The organism is Candidatus Methylomirabilota bacterium, from assembly GCA_036005065.1.
Lineage (GTDB): Bacteria > Methylomirabilota > Methylomirabilia > Rokubacteriales > DASRDR01 > DASYQW01.
Genome location: DASYQW010000026.1, coordinates 12,740 through 32,292, shown reverse-complemented (window position 1 = coordinate 32,292; position 19,553 = coordinate 12,740). Strand labels below are relative to the sequence as shown.

18 protein-coding genes are annotated in these 19,553 nt (G+C 70.4%); 5 read left to right on the top strand and 13 right to left on the bottom strand.

Going from position 1 to position 19,553, the window contains the following annotated elements; translation table 11 throughout:
* Positions 1-277 precede the first annotated feature (277 nt).
* The 13 genes from VGW35_01375 to VGW35_01315 form a co-directional block, all read right to left on the bottom strand.
* The gene (locus VGW35_01375) at positions 278-1,291 is read right to left on the bottom strand and encodes a branched-chain amino acid ABC transporter permease (GenBank protein ID HEV8306290.1); all 1,014 of its coding nucleotides are present in this window, start codon (positions 1,289-1,291) and stop codon (positions 278-280) included.
* A 122-nt stretch (positions 1,292-1,413) separates the two neighbouring features.
* Positions 1,414-2,340 carry a branched-chain amino acid ABC transporter permease gene (locus tag VGW35_01370; GenBank protein HEV8306289.1) on the bottom strand — a complete coding sequence of 309 codons (927 nt, stop codon included), beginning with the start codon at positions 2,338-2,340 and terminating at the stop codon, positions 1,414-1,416.
* A 94-nt stretch (positions 2,341-2,434) separates the two neighbouring features.
* On the bottom strand, positions 2,435-3,595 hold the full coding sequence (locus VGW35_01365; GenBank protein ID HEV8306288.1) for a branched-chain amino acid ABC transporter substrate-binding protein: 1,161 nt from the start codon (positions 3,593-3,595) through the stop codon (positions 2,435-2,437).
* Between the two features lie 400 nt (positions 3,596-3,995).
* The gene (locus tag VGW35_01360) at positions 3,996-5,246 is read right to left on the bottom strand and encodes an FAD-dependent oxidoreductase (GenBank protein ID HEV8306287.1); all 1,251 of its coding nucleotides are present in this window, start codon (positions 5,244-5,246) and stop codon (positions 3,996-3,998) included.
* 66 nt (positions 5,247-5,312) lie between these two features.
* The gene (locus VGW35_01355; GenBank protein ID HEV8306286.1) at positions 5,313-6,488 is read right to left on the bottom strand and encodes an FAD-binding oxidoreductase; all 1,176 of its coding nucleotides are present in this window, start codon (positions 6,486-6,488) and stop codon (positions 5,313-5,315) included.
* 23 nt (positions 6,489-6,511) lie between these two features.
* Positions 6,512-7,351 carry an alpha/beta hydrolase gene (locus VGW35_01350; GenBank protein ID HEV8306285.1) on the bottom strand — a complete coding sequence of 280 codons (840 nt, stop codon included), beginning with the start codon at positions 7,349-7,351 and terminating at the stop codon, positions 6,512-6,514.
* A 20-nt stretch (positions 7,352-7,371) separates the two neighbouring features.
* Positions 7,372-8,229 carry an ABC transporter permease gene (locus tag VGW35_01345; GenBank protein ID HEV8306284.1) on the bottom strand — a complete coding sequence of 286 codons (858 nt, stop codon included), beginning with the start codon at positions 8,227-8,229 and terminating at the stop codon, positions 7,372-7,374.
* Positions 8,229-9,059: an ABC transporter permease gene (locus VGW35_01340; GenBank protein HEV8306283.1), complete on the bottom strand. Its 831-nt coding sequence runs from the start codon at positions 9,057-9,059 to the stop codon at positions 8,229-8,231. The genes VGW35_01345 and VGW35_01340 overlap by 1 nt, the downstream gene beginning before the upstream one ends.
* Positions 9,060-9,105: 46 nt before the next feature.
* Positions 9,106-10,176, bottom strand: a complete 1,071-nt coding sequence (locus VGW35_01335; protein HEV8306282.1) for an ABC transporter ATP-binding protein — start codon at positions 10,174-10,176, stop codon at positions 9,106-9,108.
* Positions 10,177-10,282: 106 nt separating this feature from the next.
* A complete protein-coding gene (locus tag VGW35_01330) occupies positions 10,283-11,353 on the bottom strand; it encodes an extracellular solute-binding protein (protein HEV8306281.1) in 1,071 nt (356 codons plus the stop codon).
* 65 nt (positions 11,354-11,418) lie between these two features.
* Positions 11,419-12,324: an ABC transporter permease gene (locus tag VGW35_01325; protein ID HEV8306280.1), complete on the bottom strand. Its 906-nt coding sequence runs from the start codon at positions 12,322-12,324 to the stop codon at positions 11,419-11,421.
* Positions 12,325-12,552: 228 nt separating this feature from the next.
* Positions 12,553-13,485, bottom strand: coding sequence for an ABC transporter permease (locus tag VGW35_01320; GenBank protein ID HEV8306279.1), 933 nt, complete (start codon positions 13,483-13,485; stop codon positions 12,553-12,555).
* 188 nt (positions 13,486-13,673) lie between these two features.
* Positions 13,674-13,853: a hypothetical protein gene (locus VGW35_01315; protein HEV8306278.1), complete on the bottom strand. Its 180-nt coding sequence runs from the start codon at positions 13,851-13,853 to the stop codon at positions 13,674-13,676.
* Positions 13,854-13,962: 109 nt separating this feature from the next.
* On the opposite strand from VGW35_01315, the gene VGW35_01310 reads away from it, so the two are divergent.
* From VGW35_01310 to VGW35_01290, 5 genes are all read left to right on the top strand, one after another.
* On the top strand, positions 13,963-14,451 hold the full coding sequence (locus tag VGW35_01310) for a flavin reductase family protein (protein HEV8306277.1): 489 nt from the start codon (positions 13,963-13,965) through the stop codon (positions 14,449-14,451).
* Between the two features lie 34 nt (positions 14,452-14,485).
* Entirely contained in the window at positions 14,486-15,130 is a 645-nt protein-coding gene (locus VGW35_01305) for a rhodanese-like domain-containing protein (protein HEV8306276.1), read from the top strand.
* A gap of 113 nt (positions 15,131-15,243) precedes the next feature.
* Positions 15,244-16,389 (top strand): glycosyltransferase family 4 protein, encoded by a 1,146-nt coding sequence (locus VGW35_01300; GenBank protein HEV8306275.1) that lies wholly within the window; start codon positions 15,244-15,246, stop codon positions 16,387-16,389.
* Positions 16,390-16,439: 50 nt separating this feature from the next.
* Positions 16,440-18,161 (top strand): ABC transporter ATP-binding protein, encoded by a 1,722-nt coding sequence (locus VGW35_01295; protein HEV8306274.1) that lies wholly within the window; start codon positions 16,440-16,442, stop codon positions 18,159-18,161.
* Positions 18,158-19,474, top strand: coding sequence for an O-antigen ligase family protein (locus VGW35_01290; GenBank protein HEV8306273.1), 1,317 nt, complete (start codon positions 18,158-18,160; stop codon positions 19,472-19,474). Before VGW35_01295 ends, VGW35_01290 begins: the two co-directional genes overlap by 4 nt.
* The last annotated feature ends 79 nt before the right edge of the window (positions 19,475-19,553 follow it).

Genomic DNA, 19,553 nt, shown 5'->3' with positions numbered 1-19,553 from the left:
GAAGGTCACCTGAGGTATACAGTCTGTAGCCATCGAGCCTCCTCGCGTTTCGGTGTCGAAGCGCCTCATCACCGCTTCTATAGCACCGTTGAGGGGCTCGGTGGCTCCTTTGTTTCATCTTTCACGCATAATGCGGGCTAGGAGGCTGTCGGAGTAACCGCGCGCCGACGCCTCGCCCCGATGCCGCGGGTCAGTGTCCACTCCGAGCGCGGGCTTGCCCGCGCAACCCTCCCGGGGGAGGGTCTGGGAGGGGGCCGTCGAGGCCCCCTCCCATGATCTAGAGGTCGGGGACCAGGGCCGGCTCGGGCTCCGGCTCGGTCCGGGATTTCTCGGGTTCGCCCATCCATTCCTGGCCGAGGAGCCCCTGGGGACGCGTGAGCATCAGGACGACCATGCCGAGGCCGAAGGCCAGCATCCGGAAGCGGGCCACCTCGCGCAAGAGCTCCGGGAGCCCGATGAAGATCACGGCGCCCAGGATGACCCCGGCGATGCTGGCCGAGCCGCCGATGACGACGATGCAGACGACGAGCACGGACTCGACGAACGTGAAGCTCTCCGGCGAGACGAACCCCACCCGGCCGGCGAAGAAGCTGCCGGCGGCCCCGGCGAAGGCGGCCCCCAGCGCGAAGGCCAGCAGCTTGGCCCGCCGGACGTTCACGCCCATCGCCCCCGCCGCCAGCTCGTCCTCGCGGATGGCCTTCCAGGCGAGCCCGACCCTCGACCGGGCCAGGCGGGCCACCACGAACACCGCGACGACGTCGAGCACGAGGATCAGGAAGTAATAGGCCTGGACGTTCAGCCCGAAGTCGAAGGCGCCGAGCCCGGGGAGGGCCAACCGGGGATGGCCGATGCCCATGATGCCCATGGGGCCGTTGGTCAGCTGGCGCCAGTTGTTCAGCGTGATCCGGATGATCTCCCCGAAGCCGAGCGTCACGATGGCCAGGTAGTCGCCCCGGAGGCGCAAGGTCGGATACCCCAGGAGGACCCCGAACACCGCGGCCAGGGCGGCTGCGCTCGGCAGGAGGAGCCAGAACGGCACGCCGAAATGGGTCGAGAGCAGCGCGGTCCAGTAGGCGCCGATCGCGTAGAAGGCGATGTAGCCGAGGTCGAGGAGACCAGCCTGACCGATGACGATGCTCAGCCCGAGACCCAGGATCGAGTAGATCCCGACCAGGACGCCGATGTCGAGGAGGTACTCGTCGGCCTGGAGCCCGAAGACGACCAGGGCCGCGAGCAGCGCGAGGAGCTGGAGATGGCGGCTCCGCCCGATGAAGCGCGACGCGCGCCGCAAGCGCTCAGTCAGCTTGGGGCGGGAGCGCCGGCTGCCGCTCCTCCCAAACCCTCCCACCAGCCGCCCGCTGCCTCCCGTCGTCCCCGCCCGGCCACGTCCCGCATCAATGCCTTCAGGGCCTGTCAGACTTTCTCGGGGAGGTGCTCCCCGAGCAGTCCGCCGGGGCGCAGGACGAGGACGGTGATCAGCACCCCGAAGGCGATGACGTCTCTCCAGTGCGCCCCGACGAAGCCCGCGCCGAAGCTCTCCGCCAGCCCCAGCAGGAGGCCCCCGAGCATGGCCCCCCGCAGGTTGCCGATGCCACCCAGCACGGCCGCCGTGAAGGCCTTCAGGCCTGCCACGTACCCCATGAAGAAATCGACGATCCCGTAGTAGAGGCCCACCATGATGCCGGCCCCCGCCGCCAGGATCGACCCCAGCAGGAACGTGAGGGTGACGACCGAGTTGACCTCGACCCCCATGAACCCGGCGGCCTCGGCGTCCTGGGCCACCGCCCGCATGGCCCGGCCCCAGCGGGTCCGGCGCACGAACTGGTCGAGCGCCAGCATGAGGAGGAGCGAGGCGAGGAGGATGATCACCTGGACGTTGGTGAACACCGCCCCGCCGACGTGGTAGAGCTGCTTGGGAATGAGCTGGGGAAAGGCCTTCGGGCGCGCCCCCACCAGCAACATGACGGCGTTCTGGATGAAGAGGGACACGCCGAGGGCCGAGATGAGCGGGCCGAGCCGGGAGCTCGCCCGGAGGGGCCGGTAGGCGACGCGCTCGATGGTGACGCCGAGGGAGCCGCAGCTCGCCATCGCCCCGAGGAAGACGGCCCCCAGCACGAGGAGCAGCCCCCCTCCGGCGGCGGCAGAGGAGGAGGGCGCCAGGAGTGCCAGGACCAGGAGCCCGACGAAGCTGCCCACCATGAACACGTCGCCGTGGGCGAAGTTGATCATCTCGAGGACGCCGTAGACCATCGTGTAGCCCAGCGCGATCAGGGCGTACACGCTCCCGATCGTGAGCCCGTTGACGACCTGCTGGAGATAGACGGCGCCCCACCCTTCCATGCCGTCCTTCCTTCGGGCTCACGACCCGGGACGGCCCCGGCGCCCCTTCACCGCGTCACCGCTGGGACGTCCGCCGCCGTTCGGGCCGGTGCCTCTACTTCGGCATCCGGTCCTTCGGGATGTCGGCGGTCTTGAGATACCCCCACTTGCCGTCCTTCACGCAGAAGATCCCGATCACCTGGTTCACGGTGTCGCCCCGGCCGTTGAAGGCGGTCCGGCCGAGCGCCCCGTCGTAGGGCGTCACCTCGCGCACCGCCTTCAGGATGGCGGCCCGGTCCTTCTTGCCGGCCTTCTCGATGGCCTTGATCAGGATGTGCATGTCCTCGTAGGCGAAGACGCTGTACTGCTGGGGGCTCTCGTTGTACTTGGCCTTGAAGGCGCTGACGAACTTCGACGCGCTGGGCAGCTTGTTGACGTCGGCTCCCAGGGCCGTGGCGCAGGCGCCCTCGACGGCCGGCCCGCCGAGCGTGATCAGCTCGTCCGAGTACATGCCGTCGGGCCCGAGGACCGTCAGGTTCATCCCGAGGTCCTTCATCTGCTTCATGGCCAGGGCGACGTCGGCGAACACGGTGACCAGATAGAGCGCGTCGGCGTTCTTCTGCTTGAGGCTCGTGAGGACCGGGCTCCAGTCCCGCTCGCCCCAGCTCACGCCCTCGAACATCACGATCTCGGCCTTGTCCTTCTTGGCCATGTCCCGGAAGATCTCGCTGATGGTCACGCCCGGGATCGTGTTGTCGTGGATGATGGCGACGCGCTTCTTCTTCAGCTCGCCGACCAGGTAGGCCTCGCCTCCGATGGCCTGGAAGTCGTTCGTCGACACGGTCCGGAAGATGTTGGTGAAGCCCTGCCGGGTGAGCTTGGGATCACTGGCGATGGCGAACAAGGGGAGCTTGGCCTCGGAGTAGACCGGTGAGGCCGGGATGGCCACCCCGCTGTTCCAGGGGCCGATCACGCCCATGACGTCCTTGTCGACCTTCAGCTTGTTGGCGACGGTCAGGCCCACCTTGGGATCGGCCTGATCGTCCAAGGGCAGGATCTCGTACTTGAACTTGAGCTTCTTGGGGTCGTACTCCGCCAGCGCCAGCTCGGCGCCGCGGATGAGCTCCGACCCCCACGCGGCCTGCGGCCCCGACTGGGGGCTCGTCACCGCGATCACCACCTTCTGTTGCTGAGCGACCGCCCCCGTCGCCAGCCCGAGGGCCAGCAGGAGCAGTCCGCCGATGATCCACAGGTTCCCCGCCACTCTGCGTCTCATGTCATCCTCCTCGGGACACCACGTCCCCTCTTTCGCGCGAACCGGAGCGTACGATCCCGCTCAGCACCGAGAGCGCCGCCCCCGATGCGCCAGCCATGCATAGCCCACCGCCCGCGGGCTGTCAAGGGCGGCTCGGTCCTGGGCTCTCACGCCGCCACCAGCGGAGCGGCAGGCGTCGTCGTGGCTTCGGGGACGGGCCACCGGGTGCCAGCGGGAGGAAGCGAAAGGTGCTTTAGACGGCCTGCGTTCGGTGTTCCTTCCGATTTCCTCCCTCCGACTACCCAGGGCTGGTTCTCGGCACCTAACCGCGCCACCGTCATCGTGGCCGGCCTCACGGTGGCGAGCATGCGGGTCGAGATGCTCGCCTACGCCGCGCTGGACGGCCGCGGGCGGGCGGTCGCTACGCGAACCGCTCCGGCGTCAGCGCGCCCACGTCGACCGCCGTCGGCTCGCCCGAGGCGAGCTGGGCGACGAGCTTCCCGGTGATCGGGCCCAGCGAGACGCCGATCATCGCGTGCCCGGTGGCGAGGATCAAGTTCTCGATCCGCTTCGGGCGCCCGATGACCGGCAGCCCGTCCGGCGTGCACGGACGCAGGCCCCGCCAGATCTCGAGCAGCTCGAGGGATTCCGCGCCACGGAGGTAGGGGGCGGCGGACCGGATGATGGCGTTCACCCGGCGGCGGTTGATGGAGAGGTCGAGCCCGGCCAGCTCGAGGGTCCCGGCATACCGGAGCATGTCCCCCATCGGCGTCACGCCCGCCTTCGCCTCGCCGAGCAGCAGCGGAATCCGCAGCCCGTCGGGCGGCCGGCGATAGGTCACGCTGTAGCCCTTGGCGGGCTGGATCGGAAGGCGCAGCCCGGCGGCGGCGGCCAGCCGGGGGGACCACGAGCCGGCGGCCAGCACGACCGCCTCGCCGGCCGGGAGGTTCCCCCGCGTCGTCTCGACCGTGGTGATGCGGGCCCCTCGGGTCAGGAAGCCGAGGACCTCCGTCCCGGTCCGGATACGGACGCCCAGCTGCTCGGCGAGGGCGGCCAGCCCCCGGACGAACACGTCGGGGATCAGCAGCGCGTCGTCGGGAAAGAAGATCGCGCCCACCACGCCGGGCGCGAGCGCGGGCTCCAGCGCGCGGGCGGCCACGCCGTCGAGCACCTTGGTCGGAATGCCGCCCTCGCCCAGGAACCGCGCGTCCGCCAGCGCCGCCTCGTAGGCCTTCTCCGTGCGAAAGACCGCCAGCGCCCCCTCCTGGCGGAAGCCGAACTCGAAGCCCGGAATCGCGGCCAGCTCGCGGAAGAGCGCCAGGCTGGCGAAGCTCAGATCCCGAAGCACCGGCATGGCCCGGGCCGCCCGCGCCGGCGTGCAGGCGGCGCGGAACTGCCAGAGCCAGGAGAGGAGCTCGGGGCTCAGGCGGGGCTTGATGTAGAACGGGCTCTCCGGGTTCAGCATCCACTTCAGGCCCTTCAGCCACACGCCCGGCGCCGCCAGGGGGATGCTGTGGCTCGGGACGACGAGGCCCCCGTTCCCGTAGGAGCTGCCCGCGCAGATCTCCCCCGTCTCGACGATGGTCACGGCCCATCCACCGCGCGCCAGGTAGTAGGCGGCGGCGACGCCGATGACCCCGCCGCCGATGACGAGAGCGGATGGCTTCGCCATGGACCCCTCGCTTTCCCTCACCGCGCGGCGCGCGAGCGGCGGCGCGAAGCTGGCGGTGTCACGGGCCTATCCGACGACGCCGGCTCGCCGGTAGGCGATCCGGAGCTCCTGTCCCTCGGCGAACCGCTCGAGCCGATAGGGGGTGATGTCGAGGGTGGTGCTGTGACCGTCGGCGATGTGCTCGGCCATCAGGATCCCGGCCACGGGACTGAGCTTGAATCCGTGACCCGAGAAGCCGACACAGAAGTGCAGCCCGGCCACGCCGGGGGCGCTCCCCATGATCGGGTTCCAGTCGGGGCTGATCTCGTACATGCCCGACCACCCTCCGCTGATCTCGGCTTCGGCCGCCCCTGGCATCAGGCGCGCGAACCGCTCCACCAGATCCGTCGCCGTCGCCAGGTCCGGCCGGTCCTCGTAGTCGTCCGGATCGCCGGGCCGGTCGTCCCCGTGGCGGGTATTCCCGAGGAGGATGAGGTTGCCCGTCTCCGGGCGGCTGTAGATCTCGTCGGCGAGATCGATCACCACGGGGTGGGTGCTCCCGTATTCGAATTTCGGCCGGAGGATGACGATCGGCTGCCGGCTCGCCATGACCGGGAGCTCGATCCCGGCCAGACGGCCGACCCGGTCGGCCCAGGGCCCGGCAGCGATGACCGCGTGCGCGGTGGCGATCTCGCCCCGGTCGGTCTGGACCGACCGAACCCGGCCCCCGCCGGTCCCGATGCCCGTCACCAGCGTGCCCTGGCGGATCACGCCGCCGAGGTCGGTGAACCGCCGGGCGTAGCTCGACGCCACCTCGTGCGGGCTCGCGTATCCCGAGGCCGGCTCGTAGGCGATGGGAGCGTCGTCGGCCGGCGTCAGCAGAGGATCGATCGCCCGGGCCTCCGCCGCCGTGACCAGGCCGGTCTCGATCCCGAGCTCCTGATTCATCCGGACCGTGGCCTCGACAGCCTCCCGGCTCTCCGGCGTGCCGATGACGAGCATCCCGGTCCGCACGAAGCCGGACTCGCCGCCGATCGCCTCCCGGAAGTTCTCGAAGATGCGCCGGGCCAGCAGGGCCATCATCGCCGTGGGCCGCGTCGTGTAGTGGGTCCGTACCACGGCCGACGACTTGCCGGACGTCCCCGAGCAGATGGTGTTCTTTTCCAGGAGGACGACGCGCCCGAAGCGCCGCCGCATCAGGTTGAGCCCGATGCTCGTCCCCATGACGCCCCCCCCGATGATGACGGCGTCTGCCCGTTCCATGGCGGCTCCCCCCGACCCCGGCGTCAGAGACCGTGCCGGGCCAGGAAGCCGAAGAGCGCCCCGGCGAAGGCGCGCGGCTGCTCCCACATCGGCGTATGCCCGGAATCGGAGATCACGACGAGCTCGCTGCCCGGGATCGCGTCGGCCAGGCGGCGGGCGGCGGGAACGGTGATGATCGTGTCCTCGGCGCCGGCCATCACCAGCGTCGGAGCCCGGATCGCCGCCAGCTGGTCGAGCGTCAGGCACGGCCTGGTGTAGATGTCGGTCAGCGTCTCGATGAGGGCGGTGGTCCCGGCACCCATGGCGATCGCCAGGAAGCGGGCCTTCTCCTCGGCGGTGACGTTGCGGGCCAGAACGTACCGCTCGATCCGGCCCGTGAAGGCCTCCGGGACGTTCCCCCGGGTCCGCCAGAGCTCGAGGCGGCTGCCGACGTCCTCCCCGAGACCGAAGGCCGGCGGCACGTGCGCCCAGGTCCCCACCGGGACCAGGGCCAGCAGGCGCTCCGGATAGGCCACCGCGAACTGCTGGGCCACCATGCCGCCGTAGGAATGCCCCATGACGACCGCCCGGTCGATCCCCAGCGCATCCAGCAGGGCGGCGTTGTCGGCGGCGAACTCGGGGATCGTGTATCCGGCCGGCGGCCTGGCCGAGTCCCCGAAGCCGCGCTGGTCGACGGCGATCGCCCGGTAGCCGGCCGGGAGCCCGGCCAGCAGGCGCTCGTAGATCAGCCCCGACAGGCTGAAGCCGTGGATGCAGACGAGCGGGGTCAGCCGTCCGTCGGGACCGGGTGCTCCCGCGGCTTCCCGGATGTGCAGGCTGGTTCCGGTTTCGATCTTCACGTCGCGCTCGACGATCGTCGGCATGGGCTCGCCGTTGCCTCCCCTCAGGACTGCGGGGCCACCGAGATCCCGAAGAGCTTCTCGACCACGACCATCAACCCCACGATGAGCACGATCTGGAGCGTGGAGGCGGCCGCGATGACGACCTGGCCGGCCCCGAACTGGATCTGGCTGAAGATGTGGATCGGGAGCGTGGCCGCGCCGGGACCGGACAGGAAGAGCGAGACGTTCAGCTCGCTGAACGACACGATGAAGGCGAACACCGCACCGGCCATGATACCGGGTTGGATGATGGGCAGGGTGACCCGCACGAAGGCACGCAGGGGGCTGGCCCCGTGGATCCGGGCCGCCTCCTCGATGGTGACGTCGAATCCGGCCAGGCTCGCCGCCACCGTCCGGATGACGTAGGGCACGCTGATGATGGCGTGTCCCAGGATGAGGCCGGGCAGGGTCGGCACGCCCAAGGCCCGGAAGAAGAGGAGGAGGGCGACCCCCGTGATGAGGCTCGGGAAGATGATGGGGGAGAGGAAGAAGGCGCTCACCAGGTGCCGGAGCGCGAAGCGCTCCCGGGTGAGCCCGAGGGCGGCGGCGGTCCCCAGGACGAGGGAGATGACGGCGGACCCAGCGGCCACCACGAAGCTCAGCCAGAATCCGTCGCGCATGTTCGAGTCGCGGAAGAATTCCTGGTACCACTTCAGCGTGACCCCCGGCGGCGGGAAGGTGAACACCTCGGTTGGGCTCACCGAGGCCAGGACGACGACCAGGATCGGAGCCAGGATCCCCAGGTAGACGACGGCGGTGAGGAGCCCGAGGCCCCGGCGGAACCAGCGGTGGCGAATCGCTTCCCAATCCGCGCCGGCCACGTCGCGGGCCATGACGTCGAGCCCGGGCCGGACCGCCATCACGCCCTCCGCGGGGCGCGTCGCCGCTCGGTGCCGAGCAGCGTGAGGAACCCGAGGCAGGCCAGCAGGGTCCCCCCCAGCAGGACCAGCGACAGCGCGGCCGCAAAGGGCCAGTTGAACGACGAGATCGACTCGAAGACGAGGTTGCCGAGCATCTTGACCCGGTGGCCGCCGAGGAGGAGCGGGATGACGTAGGCGCTCATGGAGATGGTGAAGACGAGGAGGCATCCCGACAGAACGCCGGGGAGACTCAGAGGCAGCGTGACGCGCCAGAAGACGCGCCGCCGGTCGGCTCCGTGGATCGAGGCCGCCTCCCCCAGGGCCGGATCGATGGCGACCAGCACATTGGTGACATTGATGACCATGTACGGGAGCAGGATGGTCACCAGGCCCAGGTAGAGGGTCCCCGTGTTGAACATGAGGGGCAGCGCATCGTCCACGAGCCGCCAGCGCAGGAGAAAGTTGTTGACGATGCCGCGGCCACCCAGGATGACCATCCAGCCATAGACCCGGATGATGGTGCTGACGAGGAGCGGGAAGAGAAGGAGGATGATCAAGAGCTTGCGCGGCCGCGGGCGGAGATCGGCCAGCAGGTACGCGACCGGGTAGCCGAGGGCCAGACACAGGAGCGTCACGCCCAGGCTGATCTCGAACGTGTTCCAGAGACTTCGCAGGTAGAAGCGGTCGCCCAGCGCCTTGGCGTAGTGCTGCAGGGTGAAGACGGGATCGAAGAGGCCGGTCTGCGACGTCTGGAAGACGCTCACGACCGAGAAGATCAGGAGCGGGGCCAGGAAGAGGAGGGCGTAGAAGGCGAGCGGAGGCTGGAGCACGGGCGGCCCCAGCCAGTGCCGGACCCGCCTCAGGCGGCCGGCCCCTTCAGCCGCGGAGGACGAGGACATCCTCGACCCGCCAACTCACGTAGAGGGTGTCGCCCCGCTCGGGCGACGGCCCGCCGTCACCGGCGTTGGGGAGGGTCGCCAGCACGCGATGCCGGCTCGCCACCTCCACCTGGTAGTGGGTCTCCGCCCCGAGATAGACCGCATTCGCGATCTTTCCCGGGATGGCCGGCATTCCCGGCGGCGCCGCCCGAAGGAGCCGGATCCGCTCGGGACGGACGGCCACGCGGATCACCGAGCCCGGCGCGGCGCCGGCCCCGGCCGGGACGACGAACTCGAAGGGCCCCGACCGGACCCGCAGGCGGCCGCCTTCTGCCTCGACGGTGCCCTCGAAGACGTTGGCCGTGCCCATGAATCCCGCCACGAACACGCTGGTCGGCTGCTCGTAGATCTCGCGGGGGCCCCCGACCTGGGCCACCACCCCGTCCTTCAGGATGGCGATCCGATCGGACAGCGTCAGCGCTTCCTCCTGATCATGGGTGACGTACAGCGCGGTGATGCCCAGCGTCTGCTGGAGTTGCCGCAGCTCGAGCTGCATCTCGGCTCGGAGCTTCCGGTCGAGCGCGCTCAGAGGCTCGTCCAGGAGGAGGAGGGCCGGCTTGATGACGATGGACCGGGCGAGCGCGACCCGCTGCTGCTGGCCGCCGGAGAGCTCGCGGGGGTAGCGGTGCTCGAGGCCCTCCAGCTTGACCAGCGCCAGCGCCTCACGAATCCGGCTGGCCGCTTCCATCCGGCCGACCGCGCGCATGGCCAGGCCGAACCCGACGTTGTCGAGCACCGTCATGTGGGGGAAGAGCGCGTAGTGCTGAAAGACCATTCCGATGTTGCGCCGGTGCGGCGGCACCCCGTTGACCCGGCGGTCCCCGATCCAGATGTCGCCCGCCTCCGGCGACAGGAACCCGGCGATGAGGCGCAGGAGGGTGGTCTTGCCGCTGCCGCTCGGGCCCAGGAACGAGACGAACGTCCCCTCGTCGACGACGAGCGAGACGTCCCGGACGGCGACCACGTCCCCGTACCGCTTGGTGACGCGGTCGAGGGCTACGCGGGCCATGACCGCCCGCCCTCGGCCCGGCCCGCGGAGCCTGCCGCCGGGCTTCCGCCGCTTCCGGAGCTCGTCACCCGCGGGTGGCGGCCCGGCCCCCGGGTCGAGCGGGCGGCTAGCCGCTCACGATCTTGTTCCACCGCTCCGTGAGCTCGGCGCGCCGCTTGGTGATCCAGCTGTGGTCGAGCACGATCAGCCGCTTGGTCTCCTCGGCCGTCCACTCGACGCGCTTGCGGACGTCGGGGTCGACGTGCTGGACCCACTTGGCGTTCGAGCCGGCGTAGCGCCACTTGGCGGCGTACCGTGCCTGAACCTCGGGATCGAGGCTGAGGTTCACGTACTTCTCGGCCCACTCCAGGTTCTTGGTCCCCTTGACGATCCCCCAGCCCCACTGGACGAAGATGCCGCCTTCCTTCGGGATGGCGAACTGCGTCTTGGCCCCCCACGTCTGGGCGTGGAGCGTCTCGGCCTTGCCCAGCCACCCGATGGCGACCTCCTCCCGGTGGAACATCTTCTGGATCGACGGCGTGTCCATGGACCACACCGGGCGGAGGTCGGAGAGGCGCTTGAGCATCTCGAACCCGGTGTCGACGTCCTTCCAGTCCTTGCCGGCGGCCAGCGCCCCGAAGAAGATCACGTAGAGCCCGAACGAGTGGTTCACGCCCGGCACCACGATCTTCCCCTTGTACTCCGGCTTCCAGAGGTCGGCCCAGGAGACCGGCGGCTCCTTCACCATATGGGGGTTGTAGGCGATGCCCATCCCGTTGAAGGTCGCGCGCGGCCAGTAGGGCGTCAGGGCGGCCGGATCCACGTCGGGCACGTTGGTGAAGTTCGGCGAGCGATAGTTCAGCGGCTCCAGGATCCCCTCGTCGACGGCCCGGGCGAAGAAGCTGTCGGCCAGGTGGAGGAGGTCGTAGGTCCCGGGCGGGCTCAGCTTCACCTTGGTGATCCGGGCCGCGTTGTCCGCGCTCGGGTCGTGCACCACGGACACCCCGTAGCGCTTGGTGAAATCGACGTCCACGTTCTCCTTGACGAACGTCCCGTACTCCCCGCCCCAGTTGCTCATCGTGAGCTGCTTCGGCCTGGCCTGGGCCTCGGCCGGCCGGAGCCGGGCGAGGGATGCCCCGGCCAGTACCCCGCTCGTCCCCAGCAGAAACCCGCGGCGGTCCATCAGACTCTCTGTCATGGCGAGACCTCCCGTGCCAGTCGGTAACATGAGGCTCCGCGAGTGTCAACCCGCCGTCGGCGCTGCTACGCCCCGCGCAAGGTCGGGTCGAGGACGTCCCGCAGCCAATCGCCCGTGCGGCTGACCACCAGCGAGGTCAGCATGAGCACGAGCCCCGGGCACACCGAGATCCACCATGCGGTGTCCAGGTACTCGCGCCCCTCGTGGATCATGCCGCCCCACGAGGGCGTCGGCGGCTGGATCCCGAGCCCCAGGAAGGAGAGCGTCGCCTCCAGGACGATGGCCCGGGCCAGCTCGAGGGTGGCGATGACCATGAGGGTGGACGCGACGTTGGGCAGGATATGCCGGAGGACGATCCGCGGAAGCGCACCGCCGAGCCCCCGGATCGCGTCCACGAACTCGCGCCGCCGGAGGGAGAGCACCTGGGCGCGGAGCACTCGGGCGTACGTGACCCACCCGGACAGCCCGACGACGACGACGAGATTCGGGAACGAGGGCCCGAGGACCGCGATGATCCCGATCGCCAGCAAGATGAACGGGAACGCGAGCTGGGCATCGGCCACCGTCATGATCGCCTCGTCGAGCCACCCCCCCCGGAAGCCCGCCACCAGCCCGAGAACGCCCCCGACCAGCCCCCCGACCGCCACCGCCGCGAAGCCGATGGTGAGCGACACGCGGGTCCCGAAGATGATGCGGGATAGAACGTCCCGCCCGAGGTGGTCGGTGCCGAGGGGATGGACCTTGCCATCGGCGGCCTCCAGCGTCGGCGCGGCGAGCCGCGCCCGGAGCGAGCCGCGCTCGGGGTTGTGCGGCGCCAGGTAGGGCGCGGCCACGGCGACGACGACCAGCCCGGCCACGAACATCGCGGCGGCCCAGACGTGCCACGGCACCCGCCGGCGGCGGCCGCCCGCCGGCACGGGGATCGCCGGCGCGCTCACCACCGCTTCCGAGATGACGGCCGGCTGGCTCACGGCCTCACCCGGCCGGAGGCGGCGCCGCGATTCCGCGCCGGGGCCCGGGCCGCCTCACGCGGAGGCCTTTCGGACTGGCATCGTGATCGGCTCCGACGGTGGAACCGGGCCGAGCCCCGAGCCGCGGTAGGACGCAGGGAGGAGGCGGCCCGAGGCGTATGCCGCATACGTTGAGGGCCGCCGACGACCGAGGACGACCCGCGGCGACGGGGATCGGCCCGGGCCGCCTCACGCGGAGGCCTCCCGCGCTCGTGGATCGAGCACGCCGTAGAGCAGGTCGAGGACGAAGTTGATCGCGATGAAGAGCACCGCGGCGAGGAAGACCGTGGACTGGACCACCGGGTAGTCCCGGTTGTAGATGGACTGGATCGCCAGCCGACCCATTCCCGGCCACGCGAAGACCGTCTCCGTGACCACGGCGCCTCCCAGCAGCGTCCCGAACTGGAGCCCGGTGATGGTCAGGATCGGCAACGCCGCGTTCTTCAGGGTGTGCTTGGCGACCACCAGGAACTCGCCGACCCCCTTCGCGCGCGCCGTCCGGATGTAGTCGGCTCGCTGGACCTCGAGGACGGCCGAGCGCGTGATGCGGGCGATCGACGCCATGGCGAACGCGCCCAGCGTCAGGGCCGGCAGGACCAGGTGGTGCCAGTCGCCCCGTCCCGAGGTCGGGAACAGGTCGAGCCTGAGCGAGAGGACCAGGATGAAGAGGATGCCGATGAAGAAGGTGGGGGCGGATTGGCCGATCAGGGCCAGCCCCATGGCGGCGTGGTCGAGCACCGAATTCCGGCGGATGGCGGAGAGGACGCCGACCGGAAACGCGACGACGACGGCGATCACGAACGCGGCCAGGCCCAGCTCGAAGGTCGCCGGGAGATAGGACAGCGCCACTTCCATGGCCGGCTGACGGAAGTGGATCGAGCGCCCGAAGTCGCCCCGGGCGACTGCGACCAGGAACACCCCGTACTGCACGGCCAGCGGCCGGTCGAGCCCGAGGTCGCGGCGGACGCGGTTCATCTCCGCGATCGGCGCGTCGGGCGGGAGGAGGAGCGGCACCGGATCGCCCGACAGCCGCATCACCACGAAGACGACGGTCGAGACCAGCCAGAGCGCGATGAGGGTGCGAAAGAGCCGGTAGCCGAGGAAGCCGCCGAGGCCGCGCATCTTACTTCAAAGGGGGGCTCTGCCCCCCTTTGAGAATCCCCCCCGGAGGTTGCGCGGGCGAAGCCCGCGCTCGAAGCGCTCCGAATGCCCGCGCGGCGTGGCAATCGTTCGTGGCACTCGAATCCGCATCCTGATCAGACCACCCTGCACGGGCCCCGGGTGATCCGGGCCCGGCGGGGTCATCGGCGCTACGCGCGCCGCAGACGGAAGTTGAAGCGGCGCACCTCGAGCTGCTGGTTCGGACTCGGCGTGAACTCCACGTACTTCTGGAGCCCGTAGTCCTCGTACGGCTGGATCACGATGATCCAGGGACCGCCTCCTGTGGGAACGTGCCATTCGAGCAGGGGCGAGACGCGAAGTACGCCCAAGGTAGCGGCCGCCCCTACCCTTGTCAAGCCAGGCGCCCGGCTCCGGACGACGCCGCGGCGCGGTTCTTGAAACGACGGCCGGCGGTCTGCTACAAAGGGAGCCAGGGTCATGCCCGTCACCCCGGCTGAGTTCCGGTCCGCGCTCCGCGAGTTCCCCGCCGGCGTCACCGTGGTGACGACGCGGGATCGCGAGGGGCGACCGTGCGGGCTCACGGCCAGCGCGTTCACGTCCGTCTCGCTCGAGCCGCCGCTCGTGCTCGTCTGCATCGACCACGGGGCGACGGCCTACCGCGCGTTCCAGGAGTACGGCTGGTTCGCGGTCAACATGCTCGGGAAGAGCCAGGAGCATCTGTCCCGGCACTTCGCCTCCACGATGGCCGACAAGTTCAGCGGGATCGCTCATCACGAGGGGCAAGCCCGGCTCCCGATTCTCGAGGACGTCGTGGCGGCGCTCGAGTGCCGAGTGCTCCACCGCTACGAGGGTGGCGACCACACGATCTTCGTGGGTAAGGTCGAAGGTGTGCGGGTCGGCGACGGGTCGCCGCTCGTGTACTTCCGCGGCGGCTATCACCACCTGGAGACCGACGAGGGCCCATGATCTTCAGCGCATCGCCAGGAACAAGGAGGTCGTCATGCTCAAGCGCGCGACACCGGAGCGCCTCCAGCCCACGGCGCTCGGGGCCCGTCTCGACGCCGGGGCCACGCTCGTCGACATCCGGGAGCCTCGCGCGTTCGGCGCGGGTCACGTGGCGGGGAGTCTCAACGTCTGGATCGACAGCCCGCAGTTCGCCGAGCGCGTGAGCTGGTTCGTCCCGGCCGACCGTCCGCTGGTGCTGCTGGCCGAGAGCGAGGCCGACGTGGTCCGGGCCCTGGCGGCATTCACCCGGATCGGGCTGGACGACGTCGGCGCCTACGTGGTGGGATCGGACGCGGTGCGGGCCTCAGGCTTGCCGGTGGCCGAGCTTCCCAACGTCACCGCGCCCGAGCTGGCCCGTCGGCGGGAGGTCGAGCGCGATCTGATCGTGCTCGACGTCCGGGAGCCCATCGAGTGGGAGGAAGGCCACGTCCCGGGCGCCACCCACATCCCGATGCGGGAGGTCCCGAGCCGCGCCGGCGAGCTCCCGCGCGATCGGCCCATCGCCCTCATCTGCCGCGGGGGTCCCCGCTCGAGCCTGGTGGGGAGCCTTCTCCTCGCCCGCGGCTTCCCGCGCCTCACCAACGTGTGGGGCGGCATGACCGGCTGGATCGACGCCGGCCTGCCGCTGGCCGAGGACTGAGAGCCTCTGAAGAAACCGATGCGGGACCGTACCCGTGCGGGGACGGCGCCAGGCAGCAGGCGGCAGCAGGCGCTCCCGCCCCAAGCTGGACTGATGCGCGCCCTCCGGCCGGGGTGAGGGGCATCGCCGGCGGCGGCGAGCGAAAGGGAGCCGGAGACCCGCTGCGCGTCCTTCAAATCTACCCGAAGGACGACTTCTACACCGGCGCCGCCATCCAGCTCCGTGACCTGGCCCGCGGCCTGGCCGCCCGGGGCCATCGGGTCCTGGTGGTGACCCAGCCCAGCGCGCGGTGGGCGGCCGAGGCGGAAGACGCCGGCTTCGCTCACGTGGGCTTCTTCCGCTCGCCGGCCGATCCGGTCGGCGCCCTCCGGCTGGCGGCGCTGCTCCGGACCGAAGGGACCCAGGTGGTCCACGCCCACAAGGGGGGCGGGCGCACGCTCACCTTGCTGGCCCGCGCCTTCGGTCCGCGCCCGCCCCTCGTCGTGAACCGCGGCGTGAGCTTTCCCCTGTCGCTGGGCGGCCGCCTGCTCGACCGGAGCCGGCTCGTCGCCCGCGTGGTCGCCGTCTGTGAGGCGATCAAGGCGGGGCTCATCCTCCAGGGAGTCCCGGCTGACAAGATCGAGGTCGTGTACTCGGGAACGGACACCGATCACTTCGACCCCGCCCGAGCTCGCGGGACGGCCATCCGCGCCGAGCTCGGCCTCGACCCGGCGACACCGCTGGTGACCCAGATCGGGGTGCGCGAGCCGAAGGGCAACGACGACGTCATCCGGGCCTTCGCCCGCGTCCGGGCGGCTCGCTCGGCAGCCCGCCTGCTCCTGGTCGGCGCGCGAACGGCGAAGCGCGGGCCGCTGGCGGCGCTGACTGCCGAGCTCGGGCTCGAGCCGGCGGTGACGATCTGGGGCTACCGGGACGACATCCCCGAGATCCTGGCCGCTTCCGACGTGTCGGTGGATGCCTCGCACGTGGGTCACGGCATCACGGGGGCGCTCCGCGAGTCGCTGGCGATGGAAACGCCCGTGGTCGCCACCGCGGCCGCCGGGAATCCCGAGCTCGTGCTCCACGAACGTACGGGGCTGCTGGTGCGCCCGCGGGACCCCGAAGCGCTGGGCGCTGCCATCCTCCGGCTCCTCGAGGCTCCGGCGTGGGCCGAGGCCCTCGGGCGCGCGGGACGCACGTGGGTGCGCGAGCGCTTCTCGACGGCGGCCAAGGTCGAGCGGCTGGAGGCGCTGTACCGTCGCCTGACCAGCCGGAATTGAGCGCGTCGACCGCGTCCCGGCTGCTACAATACGGCCACTCGGATGGCCCCGTGAGCATTCGCCGGCTCCTGCCCTATGTCCGGCCGTACGCGTGGTGGCTCGCCGCCGGCGCCGCCCTGGCCCTCGTGGTGTCGGCCATGGATGGGCTCATCGCCTGGCTGGTCAAGCCGACCATGGATGGCATCTTCATCCGCCGCGACCTCACGATGCTGAAGCTTTTGCCGGTCCTCATCCTGGCCGTCTACCTCACCAAGGCGGCGGCTCGCTACGGCCAGTCGTACCTGATGGCGTCGGTGGGCGAGCGGATCATCGCCGCCGTCCGGCGCGACCTGTACGTGCACATCCAGGGCATGCCGCTGGCGTTCTTCCACGGGCGCCACTCGGCGGATCTCATGTCGCGGATCGTGGTGGATGCCGGCCGCCTGGCGCGATTGTCGTCCGAGGTGCTCGTCATGGTCATTCGGCAAGTCGCCACCGTGGTCGCCCTGGTGGCGGTCATGTTCACGCAGGAGGCGCGCCTGACCGTCCTGGCGCTCATCGCCTTCCCGCTGGTGGGCCTGACCGTGCGCGAGATGGGCCGGCGGCTCTATCGCATCAACCGTCGCACCCAGGAGGAGATCTCGGCGCTCACCACCCTCCTGCAGGAGGCCCTGACCGGCACCAAGATCGTCAAGGCCTTCGGCCGGGAGGCGCACGAGCGCGGGCGCTTCGACCAGATCAACCGGCGTCTGCTGGAGCTGTCGCTGAAGGACCACCGCGTCGACGAGCTGTCCGAGCCGCTGATGGAAGTGCTGGCCGCCCTGGGCGTCATGGCGATCCTCTGGTACGGCGGCTACCGCGTGATCCAGGGCGACATGACGCCGGGCGCGCTCTTCTCCTTCGTCACCGCCACCCTCATGCTCTATGGCCCCGTGCGGAAGCTCTCCCGCACCGCGAACCTCTACCAGCAGACGACGCCGTCGGTCGAGCGCATCTTCGAGGTCCTGGCGCTCCAGCCCGCCGTGGCCGACGCGCCGGCCGCCCGCGCCCTGGCGGCGTTCCGGGACCGAATCGAGTTCGACCACGTCTGGTTCCAGTACGAGGACGGAGAGATGGTCCTCAAGGACATCTGCCTCATCGTGCCCCGCGGCGAGGTGGTGGCCTTCGTGGGAATGAGCGGGGCGGGCAAGTCGACGCTCACCGACCTGGTGCCGCGCTTCCACGACGTGACGCGGGGGCGCATCCTGGTGGACGGGGTGGACGTGCGCGCGTACACCCAGGCTTCGCTGCGCGGCCAGATCGCCATCGTCACCCAGGAGACGTTCCTCTTCAACGATACGATCGAGGCCAACATCGCCTACGGGAAGCCCGAGGCGACGCGGGAGGAGATCGAACGGGCCGCCCGGGCGGCGTACGCCCACGACTTCATCGGGGGGCTCCCGGAGGGCTACCGGACCGTGGTCGGCGAGCGCGGCGTGAAGGTCTCGGGGGGCCAGCGGCAGCGGATCGCCCTGGCCCGGGCCTTCCTGAAGGATCCGGCCATCCTGATCCTGGACGAGGCGACGTCCGACCTCGACGCCGAGTCCGAGTTCATGGTCCAGCAGGCCCTGGCCGATCTCACCAAGGACCGCACCGTCTTCCTCATCGCGCACCGGCTCTCCACCGTCCGCCTGGCGCACCGCATCGTCGTCTTCCACGAGGGCCGGATCGTCGAGGAGGGTCGCCACGACGAGCTGCTCGCGCGGGACGGCCTCTACAAGCGCCTCCACGCGCTTCAGTTTGCGCTCCCGTGAGTAGCGTCGCTCCGCCCCTCGCGCTGTCGCGGCCCCGTGACCTCCTGCCCCCGATCCGAGAGGGAGCCCTCACCGCGTTCTTCATCGCGATGTCCTTCTCCATCAGCCTCTCCCAGCTCCTGCTGACCCTCCTCGTCGTGCTCGTCGTGCCGTGGACGGATGGGGTCGGCGGCCACGTCAGGACGTCCGGGTTTCGCCACCTGGGGAGCCAGCTCTGGAGTGACACCGCGACCCTTCGCCGTCATCCGCTGACGCCCCCGTTCCTCCTCCTGGTCGCGCTCACGCTCCTTTCGGCGGCCTTCTCGGGCAACCCCGGCTGGAGCTTCTGGATGGCACGCGATACCCTTCGGATCGCGACCTTCTACCTGGTCCTCTGGTACACGCGCGACTCCGCTCACGCGCTCCGACTCTGGCAGGGCTTCCTCGTCGCGCTGACGGTGATGGCCTGCTATGGCCTCGCCCAGGCCTATCTGTGCGGGACGCCGACGGGACTCTTGCCGCCGGAGTGGGTCACGGCGATCTGCCCCCATCCCTCGCGGGTGCGCGGCCCCTTCAGCATCTACATGACCTTCGGTGGCGTCCTGCTGCTGGGCGCCCTCTTCTTCGTGGCGTACCTGGCCAACGTGTCGTGGCGCCGGGTGTGGTGGATGGTGCCAGCCGGCGCCATCACCGTCACCGCGCTCGCCTTCACCTATTCGCGGAACGCCTGGCTCGGGCTGGCGGCGGGAACGCTCGGCCTGGTGGCCACGACGCGCCGCACCGCGCGCATCGTCCTGGTTCTCGTCCTCCTCGGTCTCCTGGTCGCCGCCATCACGCCCGGCGCCGTCATGGACCGCATCCGCTCGATCGCCAATCCGCAGGACGCGACGATCCGGGACCGGGTGGCCATGTGGCGGGCCGGCCTCGGCATGATCGCCGATCACCCGTTCCTGGGCGTCGGCCCGGGGCAGGTCCGGGCCTGGTATCCACACTACCGGCGGCCGGAAGCGGTCCGCCCTTCCACCGGCCACCTGCACAACTCGCCGGTCCAGATCGCGGCCGAGCGGGGACTCCCGGCCCTGGCCGTGTGGATCTGGCTCTGGATGGTCTTCTTCCGGGAGGGCGTCCGGATCCTCGCCCGGGTCGGGCCCGACCGGCCGCGTGATCGGGCCCTCGTCTGCGCGAGCCTCGGCGGCGTGAGCGGCTTCCTGGTGGCCGGGCTCTTCGAGCACAACTTCGGGGACTCCGAGGTCGTGATGCTCGTCTACGCCCTGATGGCCCTCCCGTTCATCGTCGAAAAGGGCCTCCCGTCGTCGTCGAATCATCCGGCCTAGCCTGTCGGAGTAACCCGACAGCTCGCCCCGAGCACGGGCCGTGTCGGGCAGCACTCCGAGCGGCGGCTGTGCCGCCGCA

Coding starts and splice junctions, on each gene's coding strand:
- VGW35_01370 (HEV8306289.1), bottom strand. CDS start 2,340: ATGGAAGGGTGGGGCGCCGTCTATCTCCAGCAGGTCGTCAACGGGCTC.
- VGW35_01365 (HEV8306288.1), bottom strand. CDS start 3,595: ATGAGACGCAGAGTGGCGGGGAACCTGTGGATCATCGGCGGACTGCTC.
- VGW35_01360 (HEV8306287.1), bottom strand. CDS start 5,246: ATGGCGAAGCCATCCGCTCTCGTCATCGGCGGCGGGGTCATCGGCGTC.
- VGW35_01355 (HEV8306286.1), bottom strand. CDS start 6,488: ATGGAACGGGCAGACGCCGTCATCATCGGGGGGGGCGTCATGGGGACG.
- VGW35_01350 (HEV8306285.1), bottom strand. CDS start 7,351: ATGCCGACGATCGTCGAGCGCGACGTGAAGATCGAAACCGGAACCAGC.
- VGW35_01345 (HEV8306284.1), bottom strand. CDS start 8,229: ATGGCGGTCCGGCCCGGGCTCGACGTCATGGCCCGCGACGTGGCCGGC.
- VGW35_01335 (HEV8306282.1), bottom strand. CDS start 10,176: ATGGCCCGCGTAGCCCTCGACCGCGTCACCAAGCGGTACGGGGACGTG.
- VGW35_01330 (HEV8306281.1), bottom strand. CDS start 11,353: ATGACAGAGAGTCTGATGGACCGCCGCGGGTTTCTGCTGGGGACGAGC.
- VGW35_01320 (HEV8306279.1), bottom strand. CDS start 13,485: ATGCGCGGCCTCGGCGGCTTCCTCGGCTACCGGCTCTTTCGCACCCTC.
- VGW35_01310 (HEV8306277.1), top strand. CDS start 13,963: ATGCCCGTCACCCCGGCTGAGTTCCGGTCCGCGCTCCGCGAGTTCCCC.
- VGW35_01305 (HEV8306276.1), top strand. CDS start 14,486: ATGCTCAAGCGCGCGACACCGGAGCGCCTCCAGCCCACGGCGCTCGGG.